This window comes from Pseudomonas sp. PDM24, from assembly GCF_019218905.1.
GTDB lineage: Bacteria > Pseudomonadota > Gammaproteobacteria > Pseudomonadales > Pseudomonadaceae > Aquipseudomonas.
In genome coordinates this window covers 1166702-1184760 of the sequence record NZ_JAHUWR010000001.1, presented here as the reverse complement: position 1 = coordinate 1184760, position 18059 = coordinate 1166702, and the positions used below count along the sequence as shown (strand labels likewise).

Here is an 18059-nt window from a genome sequence, read left to right as displayed (position 1 = left end):
TGTTCCGGGTTTAGTGGTGTCTGGACGGGCCTCTTCGCGGGCAAGCCTCGCTCCTACAGGGGAATGGTGTCGGATACATAACACCCGTAGGAGCGAGGCTGCCCGCGAAGGCCACACCGCCGATCCAACTGCCCTTCACCGCCACAAACGCAGTCATTGAACCCGACTTAGCGCTCCAGCAAACTTGTCACTATGCTTGCACCTGACTTTCCAAGGAGGAACCCGCCCATGCCAATCTCTTCACGAGCAGCCCTGCTGGTTATCGACGTACAGAACGACTTCATTCCCGGTGGTCAACTGCCGGTGCCGGAGGGTGACCTGATCGTGCCCTTGATCAACCAGCTCGGGCGCCAGTTCAAGCAGGTCATCATTGCCCAGGACTGGCATCCGCCCGGCCATGCCTCGTTCGCTTCCAGCCACCCGGGCTGCAAACCCTACGACGTGATTCAGTTGCCTTACGGCGAGCAAACGCTTTGGCCTGAGCATTGCGTACGGGCCACACCCGGCGCCGAGTTCCATGCGGAACTGGACCTGCCCCACGCCCAACTGATCATCCGCAAGGGCTGCAATCCGGACATCGACAGCTATTCGGCGTTTCTGGAGGCGGATCGAACCACGACCACAGGCTTGGCCGGGTATCTGAAAGAACGCGGCATCGACACGGTTTACATGGTCGGGCTGGCACTGGATTTCTGCGTGATGTTTTCTGCGCTGGATGCGCGGGCGGCGGGGTTCAATGCGTTTGTGGTGATGGATGCGTGTCGGGCGATTGATCTGGATGGATCGCTGGCGGCGGCAATTGACCGGATGCGGGGGGCTGGGGTCGGGTTGATTCCATCAACCGAATTGCTTGGCTGAACGATTATGCATAGCTCCATGGGCAATGACTCCTTGTGGCGAGGGAGCTTGCTCCCGTTCGGCTGCGAAGCAGTCGCAAAACAGAAGCCCGCGCCCTGTCTGAAGCCCGCGGTGTCAGATTTCGGGGCCGCTTCGCGACCCAGCGGGAGCAAGCTCCCTCGCCACAGGGACGGTGAAAGATTCAGACAGGTGTCGGCAACCAGAGTCGGAACCGCGCCCCCCCCAGCGGCGAAGCTTGCGCGGTGAGTGTGCCGCTCTGTGCTTCCAGCGCCCGGCGGCTGATTGCCAGGCCCAGACCAAACCCGCCAGTGGCGCGATCCCGGCTGCGGTCCAGCCGATAAAACGGCTCGAAAATCCGCTCCCGCTCTTCTTCCGGTATGCCGATGCCATCGTCATCCACCCAGATTTCACAGCCCTTGGAACACACCTGCACGCCGATCTGAATCCGTTTTTCGCAGTACCGCATGGCGTTGCGCAGCAGGTTCTGGATCGCCCGGGCGGTCAAGCGCGGGTCCAGTGAGAAGCGTTCGAGCTGGCCGTTAAGCAGCACATCGATCACGATTTGCGGTGACTCAAGTTCTTCATCGACGCTGCCCAAAATGCTGTCGATGAACTCATCCAGCGACACATCGACCTGTTCCGGCAGCTGCCCCGGGTTTTGCAAACGGCTGTAAGACAGCAATTCCAGCACCAGCTCATCCAGTTCACGAATGTGCGCGACCAGGCCTTGCAGACGTTCACGGCTGGTGGGCGGCAAGTCATCGGACAGCGCCAGGGCCAGGCCGAAGTCCAGCCGCGTCAGTGGCGTGCGCAGTTCGTGGGACACGGCGTTGAGCAGATCGCGTTGCTGGTTGAGCAGGTTTTCGATGTCGCCAGCCATGGTGTCGAACACGTGGGCCAGGCTACCGATGTTGGAGCTGGGGGAAATCTGCGTGCGCTCGCTCAAGTGGCCCTTGCCGAAGCGTTCGGCGGTGCCTTTGAGGCGTTCCAGGTCGCGCCAGTGCGGGCGCAACCACAGCAACAGACAGGCGAGCATGGTCGCGCCGATCAGCACGTTGATGCTCCAGTACAACCAACTGACGTCCGTCGGGTCCGGCGGCACGACCATCTTCACGACCAGTTGCTCGTTCAACGGCGCCACGGCCAAGGTGCGCCAGCCCCAATCGCCGATGCGCACGACGTTTTCCCCGCGCTGCAAGCGCGCACGTTCATCCAGAGTAAATTCGGCGTCATCGTTACGGGCCAGCACAATGTCCAGCGGCTGGAATTCCTTGTCCATTTCGTCTGCCAACGCCGGCCACTGCTCAATAGGCACCGCGCGAAACTGCTTGACGATCAGCGTTTGCAAACCTCGGGAATAGTCGAGGTTGTAGGTCACGAAGCGCTCATGGAAAACCTGGATCACCAGGTCCGGCACCAGGTAGATCGCCGCGCTGAACGAGACGATAGTCACCAGATAGAGGCGAAACAGGATTCTGAACATCGACTCAGCATTCCCACTCTGAGCGGCTGAACAGGTAGCCCTTGCCCCACACGGTCTTGATCTTGCGCGCTTCGCCAGCATGGTCGTCGAACTTACGCCGCAACTTGGAGATCGCGACGTCCACCGAGCGGTCGGTGCCGTTGAATTCGATACCGCGCAAGCGTTGCAGAATCTGATCGCGGCTCAGTACTTCGCCGGCATGCCGGGCCAGCACCACCAGCAAGTTGTATTCACCGCTGGACAGCTCGACCAGTTGCTCGCGCCAGGTCACGGTGCGCTCAGACAGGTCGATGCACAGATTGCCCATGAGAATGCGGTCGTTGGCGGTCATCGGTTCGCTGAGGCTGCTGCGGCGCAGCAAGGTGCGCACCCGGGCCAGCAACACCCGTGGTTCGCAAGGTTTGGTGACGTAGTCGTCGGCGCCCATTTCCAGGCCCAGCACCTGATCGTGGCTGTCATCGCGGGCGGTGAGCATCAGGATCGGCAAAGTCGCCGAATCGGCTCGCAGCAAGCGGCAAACCTGCAAACCGTCGAGCCCCGGCAGCATCAGATCGAGAATCACCAGGTCCGGAGGATTGAGCCGCGCCCGTTCGCGCACATGATCGCCACGGCTGATCACACTGACGCAATAGCCGTTGCGTTCCAGGTAGCTGGCAATCAGTTCGGAGAGCGCGGAGTCGTCTTCGACCAGGAGGATGTTGGGCATGGGGTGTTTCCAGAAAGTGCTGTGGTGACCATTAGGGCCTCTTCGCGGGCAAGCCTCGCTCCTACCGGGTTTCGGTTGGTCGCGGATTGGCGTCCGGCACAAATCCTGTAGGAGCGAGGCTTGCCCGCGATCGAGCGCGAAGCGGTCGCCAAGGATATACGCCCTCACGCCCGCGCGAGTAAAACCCTTACACAATTTCACACAGCACCTACAAAGCTTCACCGCTACCCTCGTCGGCCCCCCGTAGGATACGGGGGTCAATATTGGGGTATTTACATGTCAAAGAATCTGCTTGCCCGGCTCAGCCTGATTGCACTGGCATTGACGCTGAGTGCTTGTGATCAGTCCTCGACCGCCGAAGAACAGGCGTCGCTGGCCACCGTGCGGGTTGAAACCGTCGAAGCCCGGCCGCTGTCGATCAGCAGCGAGCTGAGCGGGCGGATTGTCGCGCCACGCATCGCCGAAGTGCGCGCCCGAGTCGCCGGCGTGGTGTTGCAGCAGGCCTTCCGTGAAGGCAGCGACGTAAAAAAAGGCGACGTTCTCTTCCGTATCGACCCGGCGCCGTTCAAGGCCGACCTGGACAGCGCCGAAGCCGCACTGCGCAAGGCCCAGGCCAATGCATTCCAGGCCAGATTGCAAGAACAGCGCTACGCCCAGTTGATCGAAGGCAACGCCATCAGCGGTCAGGATTATGACAACGCCCGGGCCAATGCCCGGCAGACCGCCGCCGATGTCGCTGCCAACAAGGCTGCCGTGGAGCGGGCGAAACTGAACCTGGGTTACGCCACCGTCACCGCGCCGATTTCCGGACGCATCGGCCGCGCACTGGTGACCGAAGGCGCGCTGGTCGGGCAGAACGAAACCACGCCGTTGGCACTGATTCAGCAGTTGAACCCGATCCACGCTGACCTGACGCAATCGACCCGTGAACTCAACGACCTGCGCCGCGCGTTCCGTTCCGGCCAGTTAAAGGAAGTGGGCCAGAGCCAGGCCAAAGCCACATTGATTCAGGACAACGGCAACCTCTATCCGCTGCCGGGCAAGTTGCTGTTCACCGACATCACCGTCGACCCGGGCACCGGTCAGATCATCCTGCGCAGCGAGTTCCCCAACCCGGACCTCGACTTGCTGCCGGGCAGCTTCGTTCGCGTGCGTCTGGAGCAAGCGTTCAATCAGCAAGGCATCAGCGTGCCGCAACGGGCCATCCAGCGTGACAGCGCCGGCGTTGCCCAAGTGCTGTTGCTCGACGCCGAGCAGCGGGTCGGCCAGCAACCGGTCGAACTGGGCGCGGTGCAGAACGATCGCTGGATCGTCACCAACGGTCTCAAGCCCGGCGACCGCATCGTCACTGAAGGCCTGCAACATGCGCGCCCCGGTGAAAAAGTCCGGATAGATGACACCCCTCTTCCACTTGCCCAGGTTTCTGGTCAGTAAGCAGGACGCTTTTTTATGCCGCAGTTCTTTATCGACCGCCCGGTGTTCGCCTGGGTGATCGCCTTGTTCATCCTGCTCGCCGGTGCGCTGGCCATTGTCCAGTTGCCGGTGGCGCAGTACCCGAACGTTGCGCCGCCGAAAGTCGAAATCTATGCCACCTACCCAGGCGCTTCGGCGCAGACCGTGGATGAAAGCGTGGTCAGCCTGATCGAGGAAGAGCTCAACGGCGCGGACCATCTGCTGTATTTCGAATCCCAGAGTAGCCTCGGCAGCGCCACCATCACCGCGACTTTCCAACCAGGCACTGACCCGGAAATGGCGCAGGTCGACGTGCAAAACCGCCTCAAAGTAGTCGAGTCGCGCTTGCCGCAAGCGGTCACTCAGCAAGGCTTGCAGGTGGAGAAAGTCTCCGCCGGTTTCCTGCTGCTGATCACCCTCACCTCCAGCGATGGCAAGCTCGACGACGTGGCGCTCAGCGACTACCTGGCGCGCAATGTGATGAACGAGATCAAGCGTCTGGACGGCGTCGGCAAGGCGCAGTTATACGGTGCCGAACGGGCGATGCGGATCTGGATCGACCCGCACAAGCTGATCGGTTTCAACCTGACCCCGGCCGACGTCAACGCCGCCATCGTTGCGCAAAACGCTCAGGTTTCCGCGGGCAGCATCGGCGACTTGCCGACCCGCACCACCCAGGAAATCACCGCGACCATTCTGGTCAAAGGTCAGTTGTCGACGCCTGAAGAATTCGCCGACATCGTGCTCAAAGCCAATCCGGACGGTTCAACCGTGCGCATCCGCGATGTCGCGCGGGTGGAGATCGGCAGCCAGGAATATCAGTTTTCCACGCGCCTGAACGGCAAGCCGTCCACCGCCGTCAGCGTGCAACTGTCGCCAGGCGCCAATGCCCTGAGCACCGCGACGCTGGTACGGGCGAAGATGGATGAACTGGCGCGCTACTTCCCGGCCGGCGTGGAATACAAGATTCCGTACGACACTTCGCCCTTCGTCAAAGTCTCGATTACCAAGGTGGTCTACACCCTCATCGAGGCGATGGTGCTGGTGTTTGCGGTGATGTTCCTGTTCCTGCAAAACATCCGCTACACGCTGATCCCGACCCTGGTGGTGCCGGTGGCGCTGATGGGGACTTTCGCGACCATGCTTGCGCTGGGCTTTTCGATCAACGTGCTGACCATGTTCGGCATGGTGTTGGCCATCGGCATTCTGGTGGACGACGCGATTGTGGTGGTGGAGAACGTCGAGCGGATCATGGCCACCGAAGGCCTGTCGCCCAAGGACGCGACGCGCAAGGCGATGAAGCAGATCACCGGGGCGATCATCGGCATTACCCTGGTGCTGGTGGCGGTGTTCATTCCGATGGCGTTCATGCAGGGTTCGGTCGGGGTGATTTACCAGCAGTTCTCGCTCTCCATGGCCACGTCGATCCTGTTCTCGGCATTCCTCGCCCTGACCTTGACCCCGGCGCTGTGTGCGACGCTGCTCAAGCCGATTGCCCAGGGCGAACACCACGCCAAGGGCGGTTTCTTCGGCTGGTTCAACCGGCGCTTTGAACAACTGACCGAGCGTTATCAGGGCTGGGTCGCCTATGCACTGAAACGCACCGGGCGTTACCTGTTGATCTACGGCGTGCTGCTGATCGGTCTGGGGTTGTGCTTCAGTCGTCTGCCCTCCTCGTTCCTGCCGGTGGAAGACCAGGGTTACACCATCACCGACATCCAGCTTCCACCCGGCGCGAGCAAGAATCGCACGGTGCAGGTGGTCGAGCAGATCGAAGCACACAACGCCACCGAACCGGGCGTCGGCGACAGCACGGTGATTCTCGGTTTCAGCTTCTCCGGCAGCGGGCAGAACGCCGCACTGGCGTTCACTACGCTCAAGGATTGGTCGGATCGGGGCAGCGACGACTCGGCGAGTTCGATTGCCGACCGCGCCAACATCGCGCTCAGTCAGATCAAGGATGCCATGGCCTTCGCGGTCCTGCCGCCGCCGGTCGATGGACTCGGCACTTCCAGTGGTTTTGAGTTCCGCCTGCAAGACAGGGGCGGCCTTGGCCACGCCACGCTGATGCAGGCGCGCAGCCAATTGCTGGCCGCCGCCGAGAAGAGCCCGGTCTTGATGAACGTGCGCGAAAGCGCCTTGGCCGAAGCGCCGCAGGTGCAACTGGAAGTCGATCGCAAGCAAGCCAACGCCTTGGGCATTTCGTTTGCCGACATCGGCAACGTGCTGTCCACCGCCGTAGGGTCGGCCTACATCAACGACTTTCCCAATCAGGGACGGATGCAGCGAGTGGTGGTCCAGGCTGAAGGCGATCAGCGCAGTCAGGTCGACGACCTGCTGAAGATTCACGTGCGTAACAACGGCGAGAACATGGTGCCGTTGTCGGCTTTCGTTCGGGCCAACTGGACCCAGGGCCCGGCGCAATTAACCCGTTACAACGGCTACCCGGCCATCAGCATTTCCGGCGAACCGGCGCCCGGCTACAGCACTGGCGAAGCCATGGCGGAAATCGAGCGATTGGTGGCGCAAGGGCCGGCGGGATTGGGGCAGGAATGGACCGGGCTATCGTTGCAGGAACGTTTGTCCGGCAGTCAGGCACCGATTCTGCTTGGGCTGTCGTTGCTGATCGTGTTCTTGTGCCTGGCGGCGCTGTACGAGAGTTGGTCGATTCCGAGCTCGGTGTTGCTGGTGGTGCCGCTGGGTGTGCTCGGTGCGGTACTGGCCGTGACCCTGCGCGGGATGCCCAACGATGTGTTCTTCAAGGTCGGGCTGATTACCATCATTGGCCTGTCGGCGAAGAACGCGATCCTGATCATCGAATTCGCCAAGAGCCTGTACGACGAAGGCCATGATCTGATCGACGCCACCCTGCAAGCCGCACGCTTGCGCCTGCGGCCGATTGTCATGACGTCACTGGCATTCATCCTTGGCGTGGTGCCATTGGCGATTGCCACCGGGGCCAGCTCGGCGAGCCAGCAAGCCATCGGCACCGGGGTGATTGGCGGGATGATCACCGCGACCCTGGCGGTGGTGTTTGTACCGGTGTTTTTTGTGGTGGTGATGAAACTGGTGCGCAAGCGCCACAAAAACATCTAAGCCACAACACATCCCCTGTAGGAGCGAGGCTTGCCCGCGAAGGCGGTGCGTCAGTCGACATTAATGTTGAATGTGACGGCCTCTTCGCGGGCAAGCCTCGCTCCTACAAGGGATTATCGTTGTGGTCACAACCTGGGCTAAGGTGTTTAGACACCCAGGCCCATCGAGTTCCCATGCCTCTACTCGCCCGCACCCACCCTCGCCTGTCCGCCGCGGCCACACTCGGCATCGCGGTGGGCATTCTGGCTCCGGCCGACTCGATCATCAGCAAAATCCTTTTCGGCTGGAATGCCGGTGTCTGGGCTTACCTGGTCCTGATGCTCTGGCTCACCGCGCGTGCCAAAGCGCCGGATGTGAAACGCATTGCCGAGGTCGAAGACGAAAACGCCGGTCTGGTGCTGTTTGTTGTATGCATCGCCGCGTTGGCGAGCCTGGCGACCATCGCCTTTGAGCTGGCCGGCAGCAGGGACCTGGAAACGACCCGCAAACTGTTGCACTACGGCTTTACGGCATTGACCGTAATCGGTTCATGGCTGCTGATCGGGGTGATTTTCAGCGTGCACTACGCCCGTCTGTTCTACACCTGGGGCGGCAAAGACCCCGCTCTGCGTTTTGCTGAAGGCCTGACAACGCCCAACTACTGGGACTTCCTGTATTTCTCTTTCACCATCAGCGCGGCGGTCCAGACGTCCGATGTCGGCGTGGCGACTCGGGATTTGCGCAAGATTGTCCTGGCGCAGTCGCTGATCGGCTTTCTGTTCAACACGGCCATTCTCGGGTTTTCGATCAACATCGCGGCGGGACTGTTCAACTGATCCCTGCACAAACGTTCTAGCCATCACCCTCGGCACGGGCGCAGCTGCGGGTATTAACGTTGACTATCATTTTTTTTTGCGTTTCGCTTCCATGCCTGACAAGTTGGGCATGGCTGGGAAGCCATACCCGCCTACACCTGGATACACCACTAAAACGACAACGACTCAACCAACTCCTCGCCAATTGAACCGCTTGCACAAATTAAAAAATATATAGACGATCCATGTCCGGCGTTGAGGTGTCACACCAAATAACGCACAAAAATTACCCGCTGTAAACTGTCAACTCTGACAGTTTACAGCCAGACCTATTAACGGTTTGATACCTCATCCCGATAGTAGTCTTTATAGAGCGGGATACTTTGTGATGACTATGGAGACCACCTTGATGATCATGAAAAAACCCAACACCAGACAGGCCGTCCGAGCTGGAGTTTGCGAAGGAAAATTGAATAGCTCCGAGGATTTCAAGGCAGGATTGGTTGAGCTCTCTCTGGAGCAATACGAGCCACCGCATGGTGAGGCCTACCGCATGTTTGCCCGTCAACGCAGTCAGCAGGGGTCGGCTACGAAAGAAATCATTCTTTCTTTCACCAAAGGTTCTGCTGATGGCACTTACGATCTGACACCTGATGCGTCCGCTGTCAGGCTCACGTTCATAGATAGCGATGAGAATTCTACAAATATCTACATGCAAGTCAGTGGAAAAGCGGAATTGAGCGTTGATCAAAACACTGGTGTTTTCAGTGGTGAACTGAAAGATGTAATTGTTGAATATCGAGACGATGAAACACCGGTCCAGCTAACCATTAATGTGATATTCGAAGCCATCAACAATCTCGTCAGGTACACGCCCCCCCAACAGCGCAACCGCGCCGCCTGATGACGGGGGGCATGAAGTAAAAAAGGAAGCCCAGGCTTCCTTTTTTACAATCATTCAATCAATCTTTTTACCACTCGTAACGACCGCCGATATTGATGCCCAACGGTTGTTCGATGTTCCGGCCGTTACTGTATTCAAAATCAGCATGCACATGGAAGTTATTGGTCAATGCCATGGCAACACCGGTCGCCAACTCCGTCCGTGACCCGGACAGGTCATTGTTGAATACGTTGTTGTTGACCTGGACTTCGTTGTTTTTGGCAAACTCATGAGCCCAGGCGGCACGCAGGTAAGGCTGCAGGACCCGACCCTTTTCCAGTTCGATACTGCGACCAACCGTTGCGCCGGCCTTGCCGATAAGGGAGCGCATACGATCCCCTTCAGCTTGCAGGTCATTGTCGAGGGAAAAGTCTTTGCCCTGAACCACGACCGCAGACCATTGGGTGAAGGGCTCAACGAAGTACCCGTTGCCAAGGGGCAGATGACGACCCACCTCGATCGATCCGCCAAGACCGGTGTTGTCATAGTCGCCTTTAGCCCGCTTTCCGTCGCTCAGCCCGACTTTCGCTTCGTTACGGAAGCGGTTGGCTTTCAATACGCCGTCAAAGTAAAAACCGGAGCGCGGATCGAGCCAGGTCGCGTACGCGCCCAAATAGTAGCTGTCGACACGCCCTGAGGTACCCGCATCAAGATTGAGGTCTGATTTACTGTGTCCCGCCATCGCTCCCACTAACCATTGGCCGTCGCCAATCGGCAGCGGTGCGTCGGCTCCCAGGGTAAAACCTTGTTGGGTTTGCTGGTAACCGACGCCGGAGCCATCGGCCACATTGTATTTGTTGCCATAGGTGCGGCCCCAGGCTCCGGCGCGCCCTCCATTGAAACGCAGTTCCCCCATGCGAGTACGCAATGAGGTCAACTCGCCGAGCCATATTGTCGAGGGGGTGTTGAACAGGGCGAGAACTGAACGTGCGCCCGGGCTGACCGTTCGAGTGCTGGGGTCAAGTACCCAATCATTGCCACTTTTTGTCAGACCGTAAGAGTAGGTACCCAGATCGACAGCACGGGTCATGAAGAACTGTGCATCTCCTCCTGCTGTCTGGACGACGCGGATAGGCTGTCCGGTGGCAGGGTCAACTCCACTGCTCGCAATCACCAACTCGTGCGTACCACTGGCGTTACCGGTGACATTCAACAAGTCGGTCTGGCCGGTGGCGAAATCGGTTCCCATCAAAAACCGGCCGCTACCGGACAGCGAAGTGACATTCAGTTGATAGAACACGTCGTTGGCGCCGAATACCACCGACCCGCCATGGTTAAGCGTGAGTTGATCAATGCTGCCGTCAGCCGCCATTACCCAACTGGAACCGTCGTTGATAGTGGCGCTGGACACGTTCTCCAAACGTCCAGTCAAGGTGGAACTGTCTTGCAGCGTCAAATGTGTCGTACTGCCCTGCTCCGTAACGATGTTACCCGTCAGATGGCTGTCGTTGACGAACAAAGAAGTAATCGCTCCGCCTCTTACATCCAACAACGTCCCGTTGCCGGCAAGCAAATGAGATTGGGTCAATGAAACAGTTGCTGTCGAGTTTGAAGTGTTGCCAAAGTCGACCAGAATTGCCGAACCGGTTTGCCCCTGAACCGTGGCGTTATCCAGGTTCAGTACTGCGGGCTGGACTTCATTAGGGTCAAGATCGATCACTACACCCTCTTTCCCACCGATGATCCAGCTGCTCTTGGCTGATGCCTGGCCGCTACGCAATCGAAGCCCGTAACTTGTGGCGCCGGTGCCCATAAGCGTTGAATCGACAAGATCCAGCGTACTGAAAGCACTGACCAGTGCGCCACCAAGGTTACCGCTGATTGTGCTATTGCCTACCGTAACCTTGGAGCCTATTTGGGTAGTGAAGTCACGAACCGCCTGGAGCCCTATACGATTACTCGTGATAGTACTTTTGTCGATCGTTGCATCGCTGTTGCTCAGAAGAACAGCGGCCAGTCCGCCAGTACCTGAAACGGTGGCGCCGTTCAGGTAAACCGTTGACCCATTGCGGGCCGATATCTGCTGGGTGGTACTGCCAACGTTTACGTTGAGGATAGAACTATCAGAGTTGATCGCGAGCGTTTGTGCACCATTGACCGTTAACGTAGCGCCCTGGCTAAGGTCCCAACGTTCCGGTGCTCCACCACTGACGACTTCCTCTCTTCCGACAACGGGCGCTGCAGATGCCGATGAAATAAAAAAGGACAGCAGCGATGTGCTTAAAATTGCATAGCTGATTGTACCGTTCGAATTGAGTGTCAATGTTCTCCACATACCTGATCACCTACCTGATTAAAGCTTGAGCACTGGCGTTCCGAACGACCAGCCGTTTGAGGGCTGGCAGACTACCCGGCGGTTACACAAATCTATGTAGGATTAATCCTTATATACCGGTGAATATTCCTCACATCCTCTTGTTTGAAGGATTTCACTGCCAAAAAGGTGCGGCGAGTTCTCCAGCCTCGCCGCCCCTTGATCTGATTTCTATTTAGGGGGTCGGTATAACAAACTCTTCGCAGTAGCGACCCTCACTGTCATCCAGGTCCAACTCACGGATCGCCGCTGCCGAGTCGGGCGTAGGATTATTCCCTGCCCCTCCGCGCGAAATAGAATAAGTAACATGACCCAATGCCTGGTGTGCAGGTTTGAAGTCTTCCTCGTAATCGCCTATTTCAATAACAACCCCCTCTGTAGGGAATGCACCCGATATTGGATACGTAGCCACAGCATCTGTATCTGGAATGGGTGTAGCTGGATCATCTTTGGGATACGCTACGTAATTCACTGTAATAGTCTCACCATCCACCGTGTATGTGTTTGGCAATATACGCACTAGCAAATTCCTCCTTTCAGTGCCATCCCCCGGATTCGTTGCGGTAGGGAAATTCAGAGTCGCGCATCCGATTCTTCTCGCGGGGCCAGCAAGATTCAATATTTCCGGCGCCACCATTTGAATCGGAAAGGGTTCTACAAGAATATCCCGCGGATCGGACTCATTCCGATTAGTCCCCGTGAGCGTATACAACTCATAGCGTAATTTCTTTGTTCCATGCTCCTGCGCTTCAACTATATTCCAAGGCAGGTTTCTGGAAATGGTTGTACCTTCTTGCCCCGTCGTCAGGGCAATGGGAGATGCAAACTTTACGTCGTCATAAAAGAGATCGATAAACCAGCCTTCTTCTGTCGGAGGTGTCGCAAAAACATCAATGTGGGCTTGTATGCCAGTATCACCGAAATCTGCTTCCAATATTTCGTTGGTACTCCCTTTTGTCGTGGTCAACCTGGGAGGGGCCATCACGTCCGGACCGATGCGTGAAATATCCACATCAATAACGACGTCATCCTCAGCGAGATTTTCGAGACGACGGAACATTTTGAAACTCACGGTTGTGCGAACGATACCATCTGTATCGCCATACACTTGTTCGACGAGATCGGCAGCTGCATGAAATGTCAGCTCAGTGTTAGTCCCTACTCGCTGCTCTGCCCCCGCCTGCTGCCCTCCCCAATAACCGACGATCGTGTCGTTTTGTGCATTCGGCGTGGGAACTTTTACTTTGAACTCTACACCCTGTGGAAGAACTTGAACGTCCTTGTAATCGATTAGACCGTCGCCATTCTCGCCATTGGCCAACGTCACAATTGGCGGGAAAACCGTGGCGGGATCGGGATTTGGTGTATGGGCCACAGTGCGCTGGCTGGAGCTTGATGGACGCGCGACATTACCCGCCGCGTCTTCTGCTACATACATCAGCAGGTTGGCACCGTCAGCGGCATTTGTAAAAACAGCCACCGGAATTTCAGCCTCCTGGCTTGCTGACAATGGTGCATTATAAACAGGAGTGTCCCGTGACGGATCGGGCGTCGGACCAAAGTAGAACTTGTAGATATCACTTGCCAAGTAATTTGTTCGCGGGATGGCTGGCTTGACAATGATAACGGTCTTGCCGTCGAGATAAGCTTCATCAATTGGCGCGCCTGGTGGCAGATCGGCAGGCCATGTAGGGGCGCCCGGCGTACGGTCAGAGGCCGGCTTCTTTTCTTTATAGGGGTAAGTTCGGTCAATAGCGAAAGTGGCAATGGCGGACGCCACATCGTTCGTACCACCGGCCCAATAAATGTATTGAAACTCCCATTCAGTCGGGGTTTCGGGCTCGAGTTCTTCTTTCAAAAAACTTTGCGGAATTTTGAAGGGCTCGTTCCAGTCTCGATTGGCTACTGGACCCAATGCTAGGTATACATCCTCGAGGATATCTATCCATGGACCGGGAACGGTTTCTTTTTTACGAATTTGCGGTTGTAAATAATCGTCATCATCTTCAAGTGGCGGCTTGCCAACAAGATAATCCAGATCTGCCGAAAGGTATCGGGTATGGATCCGCAGATCGCCAGGAATATCCTGTCCTGGAAAAGTGGCCGCGACAGGCGGGTCAGCAAGCACGTTAGCTACCGAGGTTTTTGTTTGAGATGCTGCTTTCCTGGACAGTCTGGCCCGCTCAACTATTGCGTTCATAATCGTCTCCACATATCAAAGTTAGATAGCGCAACGATAAATAACAAACTGCTCGTCAGTTGCGCCCACGCCATCGTTATCTACTTAACAACACTGCAACTTACATCGATAAACCTACAAACACCCCTGCAGCACTGAACTTCCATCTCTTGCTGACTTTTCAATACCCCACTTTGCAAGTCATTGTTCAAGGCCCGCATGGAAGATCGTCACCCGATATAATTCTGTCAATTCTGGCCAGTGCTGTTTTTGACACACCTACAAGCCTGGCTCCACGATATATTTCATAAACAAGGGTGGCGGAAGAATTTTTCACCATCGGCTTTATATGTATGTCGTAGGGTCCAACTACGAGCGGATATCCCTCCCGAATATCTTTATCGCTCAAATTTTGGCGTACATTGACCCAGCGCGCAGAAACAATTTCGGGGCCACTACCATTCAGCGAGGGATACCCTTTCCATGTAACTTCGCATCTATCGCCAATTTTAAATAATGTGAGCGGAGGAACAACAACATGTACACCAAGCCATATTGGCGGCTCGGTGTAGCAATTATAATAGCCCTCATCATTTTTATATAAAAAATGAGGCTCCTCAACATCGTTCTGTATTGGAGCGTGATCTATTGTCAGTTTACGACGATATGAAGATGATGGATTATCGGCCGTATCAAGCAACTCATACCACAACTCCCCGACGCCATTATTTAGCAGATGTTCCGGACCAATATGAATAATAAACTCAGGCTTCATGTCCGCCGGAGTATAAATATTTTCTATCTTTACAGGTATTTGTCCGGGTTGCTCAAAGCGAACCGTCAAAATGTCCCTTTCCCCCGGTTCCGTCGCCGGCTCCTTCCATAAAGGTACGATTACATCAACACCTGTGAGCAGCAATGGAAGTGGAATATGACCCTCCGGATCAACATCGGGATCATCTACACCTTCAACTTTTGGCGCATCGAATGTCAGAGGTTTATTGGGCGCCATGTCGCAAGTCCTTTGATGGTCACAGAATTATTCGTTGGTACTGAAAGAAATTAAGCGCCTAGTTCAGTGGTGTGGCTACTGTCATATCTGACAGGTAATGCTACCGTTTGTCGGTTTTTTCCTACGCAGTAGGATGTCCCGGGCTTGACGCATCCTCGCGAATGATGTTCTCTGAAACCGGTTTCATAGCCAGCCTGCACAAACTCCAATAACAAGGTTGAAAACCGTGAACGACTTCTCCGCCGCCCAACGCAGTCGCGTCACCATGCTCGACGTCGCCGAACATGCAGGCGTGTCCAAAGCCAGCGTCTCGCGCTTCATCGGCGATGACCGCTCCCTGCTCTCCGATGCCATCGCCCTGCGCATCGAGCAGGCGATTGCCGAATTGGGCTATCGCCCGAACCAGATGGCCCGCGGCCTGAAACGTGGGCGAACTCGTCTGATCGGCATGTTGGTGGCCGATATCCGTAACCCTTATTCGATTGCCGTGATGCACGGGGTGGAAACCGCTTGCCGTCAGCACGGCTACAGCCTGGTGGTGTGCAACACCGATCGCGATGACGAGCAAGAGCGTCAACACCTGGCGTTGCTGCGCTCGTACAACATCGAAGGCTTGATTGTGAACACCCTCGGTCATCACCGGGATGAACTGCGCGAACTGCATCAGGAAATGCCGATGGTGCTGGTGGATCGCAAGGTCGAGCAGCTCGAGAGCGATCTGGTGGGGCTGGATAATCCGGCCGCGGTCGAGATGGCCGTTGCCCACCTTGAAGAGCGCGGTTATCGCGATGTGCTGATGGTCACCGAGCCGTATGACGGCACCAGTTCGCGGATCGAGCGGGTCAGCAGTTTCAAGGCGCAGATCGAGCGGCGTCCGGCGCTCTCAGGGGCTGTGGTCGAAACCGGCGGCGATCTGACCGATCGTTTGAAAGCCTTTCTGCAAACGCCTGGCGCGGGCCCGAAAGCGCTGTTTTGCGCCAACGGTATCGCCGCGCTGGCCAGTACTCATTCGTTGCGTGAGTTGAAGTGCAACCTGTTCGGGGATGTCGGGCTGATTGCCCTGGATGATCTGGATTGGTATCCGCTGGTGGGGAGCGGGATTACCGCCCTCGCCCAGCCGACGGCGGAGATGGGTGCGAGTGCGTTTGAGTGTTTGCTCAAGCGGCTGCGTGGGGATGATGGGCCGGTGCGGATGCTGGATTTTCCGGCGCGGTTGATTGTTCGGGGGTCGACCCTGGGGAATCTTCGGTGAATGTTCGGGCCTCTTCGCGGGCAAGCCTCGCTCCTACAGGTTTTGTGTACGCCACAGATCCCTGTAGGAGCGAGGCTTGCCCGCGAAGAGGCCCCAAAGACCACCCCACAACTCACATCAATATTTTTTTGACCAAAAATGAAACCGGTTTCAGAGGTGAATAACAATGAACAAACCACCCGTTTCCATCAGCCTGTCCAGCTACGGCGCCGACCTCGTCCGCCAACGCGGCCAAGGCAGTTTTGTCGAGGTGCTGTCCGCTGCCGGCGCCACGCATATTGAATGGCGCGAAGAGCTGCTGACACTCGAAGACCCCACGCAATTGGCCAGCGCCACGCAATCCCGGGGCCTGGAAAGCATCTATTCCTCACCGATGGAATTATGGCTGGCCGGGCAGTCGACACCCAATCCTGAACTGCTCCCGACCCTGGAGCGTGCCGAGTCATTCGGCGCCCAATGGCTGAAAGTCTCCCTGGGCTATTTCACCGACAACAATGATCTGCAAACACTCGCGCTTGCGTTGCAACAGAGCCCGGTACAGCTGCTGGTGGAAAACGACCAGACCTTGCACGGTGGCCGAATCGAACCCTTCCAGCGTTTCTTCGCCGAGGTGGAGCAGCACAACCTGCCGATTAAAATGACTTTCGACATCGGCAACTGGCAATGGCAGGACCAATCCGCCGACAGCGCCGCGCGGTTGCTTGGTCGATACGTCGGCTATGTGCATTGCAAAGCCGCGGCACGGCGGGCCGACGGCAAACTGGTGGCGGTGCCGCCGGCTGCCAGCGACCTGCATCTGTGGGGCCAACTGCTGCGGCACATGGATCACGGCGTGATGCGTGCGGCGGAGTATCCGCTGCAAGGTGATGACCTGGTGCAGTTGACCGCCGAGCATGTCGCCGTCCTCGCCCGCCTCGGTCAACCCCGCCAGGAGCCTGCTCATGTTTGAGATCGATCTTCTGTCGTTTGGCGAGACCATGGCGATGTTCGTCGCCGAGCAGAACGGTGAACTGGCTGACGTCAGCCAATTCCACAAGCGCATTGCCGGGGCCGACAGTAATGTCGCCATTGGCTTGTCGCGGTTGGGGTTCAACGTCGCCTGGCTGAGCCGGGTTGGCGCGGACTCGCTCGGCAGGTTCGTCATCGATACGCTGGAGAAAGAAGGCCTGGATTGCAGCCATGTCGACATCGACCCGGCGCACCCCACCGGGTTTCAACTCAAGTCCCGCACTGACGATGGAAGCGATCCGGCTGTTGAGTACTTCCGCCGTGGCTCGGCCGCCAGTCATTTGTCGGTGCAATCCATTGCCCCGCAACTGCTCGAGGCTCGGCACTTGCACGCCACGGGCATTCCCCCGGCGCTGTCGGAAGCGGTCCGGGAAATGTCTTTCGAGCTGATGACCCGCATGCGCAATGCCGGGCGCAGCGTGTCGTTCGACCCGAACCTGCGTCCGAGTCTGTGGGCCAGCGAACAACAGATGATCCGCGAGATCAACCGCCTCGCCGCCCTCGCCCATTGGGTGCTGCCGGGTTTGAGCGAAGGGCGTTTGCTGACCGGTTTCGAAGCCCCCGCCGACATCGCGGCGTTTTATCTCGACCAAGGCACTGAAGCCGTAGCGATCAAGCTCGGGCCGGGCGGTGCGTATTACCGAACGCATCTGGATGAAGGTTTCGTTGCAGGCGTGCCGGTGGAAACGGTGGTCGATACGGTCGGTGCCGGTGACGGGTTTGCCGTCGGCCTGATCAGCGCCCTGCTGGAAAACCACAGCGTTGCCCAAGCGGTGCAGCGTGCCAACTGGATTGGTAGCCGCGCGGTGCAGAGCCGTGGGGATATGGAGGGGTTGCCCACCCGAGCCGAAATGGATGCTGAATTTGAGGCCGCCTTCGCGGGCAAGCCTCGCTCCTACAGGTCTTGCGCGATCCCGTAGGAGCGAGGCTTGCCCGCGAAGAGGCCCTAACAGTCACCGCAA

General features: G+C 57.5%; 13 protein-coding genes. 8 read left to right on the top strand and 5 right to left on the bottom strand.

Annotated features, from left to right (window positions below; translation table 11 throughout):
- Nucleotides 1–228 precede the first annotated feature (228 nt).
- On the top strand, nt 229–858 hold the full coding sequence (pncA, locus tag KW837_RS05445; RefSeq protein ID WP_218394802.1) for a bifunctional nicotinamidase/pyrazinamidase: 630 nt from the start codon (nt 229–231) through the stop codon (nt 856–858).
- Nucleotides 859–1039: 181 nt separating this feature from the next.
- Here the strand turns inward: pncA and KW837_RS05440 are convergent, their stop codons facing one another.
- Nucleotides 1040–2341 (bottom strand): ATP-binding protein, encoded by a 1302-nt coding sequence (locus KW837_RS05440; protein ID WP_218394801.1) that lies wholly within the window; start codon nt 2339–2341, stop codon nt 1040–1042.
- 4 nt (nt 2342–2345) lie between these two features.
- The gene (locus KW837_RS05435; RefSeq protein WP_007900125.1) at nt 2346–3047 is read right to left on the bottom strand and encodes a response regulator transcription factor; all 702 of its coding nucleotides are present in this window, start codon (nt 3045–3047) and stop codon (nt 2346–2348) included.
- Nucleotides 3048–3323: 276 nt separating this feature from the next.
- On the opposite strand from KW837_RS05435, the gene KW837_RS05430 reads away from it, so the two are divergent.
- The 4 genes from KW837_RS05430 to KW837_RS05415 all read left to right on the top strand — a co-directional run bounded on the left by KW837_RS05430 (nt 3324) and on the right by KW837_RS05415 (nt 9293).
- Nucleotides 3324–4481, top strand: a complete 1158-nt coding sequence (locus tag KW837_RS05430; RefSeq protein WP_218394800.1) for an efflux RND transporter periplasmic adaptor subunit — start codon at nt 3324–3326, stop codon at nt 4479–4481.
- 15 nt (nt 4482–4496) lie between these two features.
- Nucleotides 4497–7595, top strand: coding sequence for an efflux RND transporter permease subunit (locus KW837_RS05425; protein WP_218394799.1), 3099 nt, complete (start codon nt 4497–4499; stop codon nt 7593–7595).
- Between the two features lie 173 nt (nt 7596–7768).
- Nucleotides 7769–8410: a DUF1345 domain-containing protein gene (locus tag KW837_RS05420; RefSeq protein WP_218394798.1), complete on the top strand. Its 642-nt coding sequence runs from the start codon at nt 7769–7771 to the stop codon at nt 8408–8410.
- Between the two features lie 367 nt (nt 8411–8777).
- On the top strand, nt 8778–9293 hold the full coding sequence (locus tag KW837_RS05415) for a hypothetical protein (protein WP_218394797.1): 516 nt from the start codon (nt 8778–8780) through the stop codon (nt 9291–9293).
- A gap of 67 nt (nt 9294–9360) precedes the next feature.
- Here KW837_RS05415 and KW837_RS05410 read toward each other — a convergent pair whose 3' ends face one another.
- The 3 genes from KW837_RS05410 to KW837_RS05400 form a co-directional block, all read right to left on the bottom strand.
- Nucleotides 9361–11607 (bottom strand): autotransporter outer membrane beta-barrel domain-containing protein, encoded by a 2247-nt coding sequence (locus KW837_RS05410; RefSeq protein ID WP_218394796.1) that lies wholly within the window; start codon nt 11605–11607, stop codon nt 9361–9363.
- 214 nt (nt 11608–11821) lie between these two features.
- Entirely contained in the window at nt 11822–13846 is a 2025-nt protein-coding gene (locus KW837_RS05405) for a hypothetical protein (RefSeq protein ID WP_218394795.1), read from the bottom strand.
- A gap of 187 nt (nt 13847–14033) precedes the next feature.
- Entirely contained in the window at nt 14034–14837 is an 804-nt protein-coding gene (locus tag KW837_RS05400; RefSeq protein ID WP_218394794.1) for a hypothetical protein, read from the bottom strand.
- Nucleotides 14838–15063: 226 nt separating this feature from the next.
- Here KW837_RS05400 and KW837_RS05395 point away from each other — a divergent pair, with 226 nt between their 5' ends.
- The 3 genes from KW837_RS05395 (at nt 15064) to KW837_RS05385 (ending at nt 18017) form a co-directional block, all read left to right on the top strand.
- The gene (locus KW837_RS05395; protein WP_371317103.1) at nt 15064–16089 is read left to right on the top strand and encodes a LacI family DNA-binding transcriptional regulator; all 1026 of its coding nucleotides are present in this window, start codon (nt 15064–15066) and stop codon (nt 16087–16089) included.
- Between the two features lie 166 nt (nt 16090–16255).
- On the top strand, nt 16256–17038 hold the full coding sequence (locus KW837_RS05390) for a sugar phosphate isomerase/epimerase (protein WP_218394793.1): 783 nt from the start codon (nt 16256–16258) through the stop codon (nt 17036–17038).
- Nucleotides 17031–18017 carry a sugar kinase gene (locus KW837_RS05385; RefSeq protein WP_218394792.1) on the top strand — a complete coding sequence of 329 codons (987 nt, stop codon included), beginning with the start codon at nt 17031–17033 and terminating at the stop codon, nt 18015–18017. Before KW837_RS05390 ends, KW837_RS05385 begins: the two co-directional genes overlap by 8 nt.
- The last annotated feature ends 42 nt before the right edge of the window (nt 18018–18059 follow it).

Coding starts and splice junctions, on each gene's coding strand:
- pncA (WP_218394802.1), top strand. CDS start 229: ATGCCAATCTCTTCACGAGCAGCCCTGCTGGTTATCGACGTACAGAAC.
- KW837_RS05430 (WP_218394800.1), top strand. CDS start 3,324: ATGTCAAAGAATCTGCTTGCCCGGCTCAGCCTGATTGCACTGGCATTG.
- KW837_RS05435 (WP_007900125.1), bottom strand. CDS start 3,047: ATGCCCAACATCCTCCTGGTCGAAGACGACTCCGCGCTCTCCGAACTG.
- KW837_RS05385 (WP_218394792.1), top strand. CDS start 17,031: ATGTTTGAGATCGATCTTCTGTCGTTTGGCGAGACCATGGCGATGTTC.
- KW837_RS05415 (WP_218394797.1), top strand. CDS start 8,778: ATGACTATGGAGACCACCTTGATGATCATGAAAAAACCCAACACCAGA.
- KW837_RS05440 (WP_218394801.1), bottom strand. CDS start 2,341: ATGTTCAGAATCCTGTTTCGCCTCTATCTGGTGACTATCGTCTCGTTC.
- KW837_RS05425 (WP_218394799.1), top strand. CDS start 4,497: ATGCCGCAGTTCTTTATCGACCGCCCGGTGTTCGCCTGGGTGATCGCC.
- KW837_RS05420 (WP_218394798.1), top strand. CDS start 7,769: ATGCCTCTACTCGCCCGCACCCACCCTCGCCTGTCCGCCGCGGCCACA.
- KW837_RS05405 (WP_218394795.1), bottom strand. CDS start 13,846: ATGAACGCAATAGTTGAGCGGGCCAGACTGTCCAGGAAAGCAGCATCT.
- KW837_RS05410 (WP_218394796.1), bottom strand. CDS start 11,607: ATGTGGAGAACATTGACACTCAATTCGAACGGTACAATCAGCTATGCA.
- KW837_RS05400 (WP_218394794.1), bottom strand. CDS start 14,837: ATGGCGCCCAATAAACCTCTGACATTCGATGCGCCAAAAGTTGAAGGT.
- KW837_RS05390 (WP_218394793.1), top strand. CDS start 16,256: ATGAACAAACCACCCGTTTCCATCAGCCTGTCCAGCTACGGCGCCGAC.